The sequence below is a fragment of the Pseudomonas kielensis genome (assembly GCF_014236655.1).
GTDB lineage: Bacteria > Pseudomonadota > Gammaproteobacteria > Pseudomonadales > Pseudomonadaceae > Aquipseudomonas > Aquipseudomonas kielensis.
In genome coordinates, this window is the sequence record NZ_JACMYG010000092.1 from 1 (window position 1) to 807 (window position 807).

At 58.6% G+C, this 807-nt stretch carries 1 protein-coding gene; it reads right to left on the reverse strand.

Going from position 1 to position 807, the window contains the following annotated elements; all coding sequences use genetic code 11:
- Positions 1-807: SEL1-like repeat protein (locus H7995_RS28140; protein WP_185819329.1), on the reverse strand; the 807-nt coding region annotated here is incomplete at both ends.

Consider the following 807-nt stretch of genomic DNA (forward strand, 5'->3'; position numbering starts at 1 on the left):
ACGCACCGCCTGCCAGTAGCCGGTCTGCGGACACGCCTGGCCGCTGGAGCAGGTTGGTGCGGGAAAACCGACCTTGATGAACGCGGAGGAGCCGGGCATGGCCCTGCCGGTCGCCGGTTCAAGGAGCTTGGCCTTGGCCAACTGCCGGATCAGCACCTCGCTGGGTTTTTTCGGTGGGACATTGGCCAGGCGGGTTTCCAGCCATTGCAACTTGCCGTTCCAGGCGGGGAGTTTGGCTGGGGGTAAGGGGAGGATTTCGTTTATTTCGGGGACTTTGGGGTCTGCGTAGGAGTAGTTTGCGAGGATCCGCCAGATGGTTTTATAACGTTCAGCACGTTCAATGTCTTCCTGTTGACCAAGGTAGTACAACCTATCGGATGAGGGATGACCGCGAAAGGCTTCTTCTAACCTACCAGCGGCGCTCTCGTGACCTGCTACAACACCCATCTGGAAGACCTCAAGCGCTTCCTGATACCGGCCCTCGTTTTTAAGATCGACACCCAAAGCAATAGCTGCATCGCCATGATCCTGTTCAGCCGCACAGCGGCGCATCTGCCGGGCAACATCAGGCGCGATGTCAATCGGCGCCAGTATATCCCCCACAGCGTACTGGGCTTGAGCACTTCCCTGATCAGCCGCCTTACGAAAGTAACGCAACGACATGGCCGTATCCTGCTTCAACCCCGCCGAACCGCTCTTCAGGAAGAGGCCAATAAAGTAGTACCCCGTCGCCACGTTCGCGTCGATCAGTTGCTGACTCAGACGCAGATGGTCCGCGCCACGGAGCATGAAATGGCCGCGCATCGC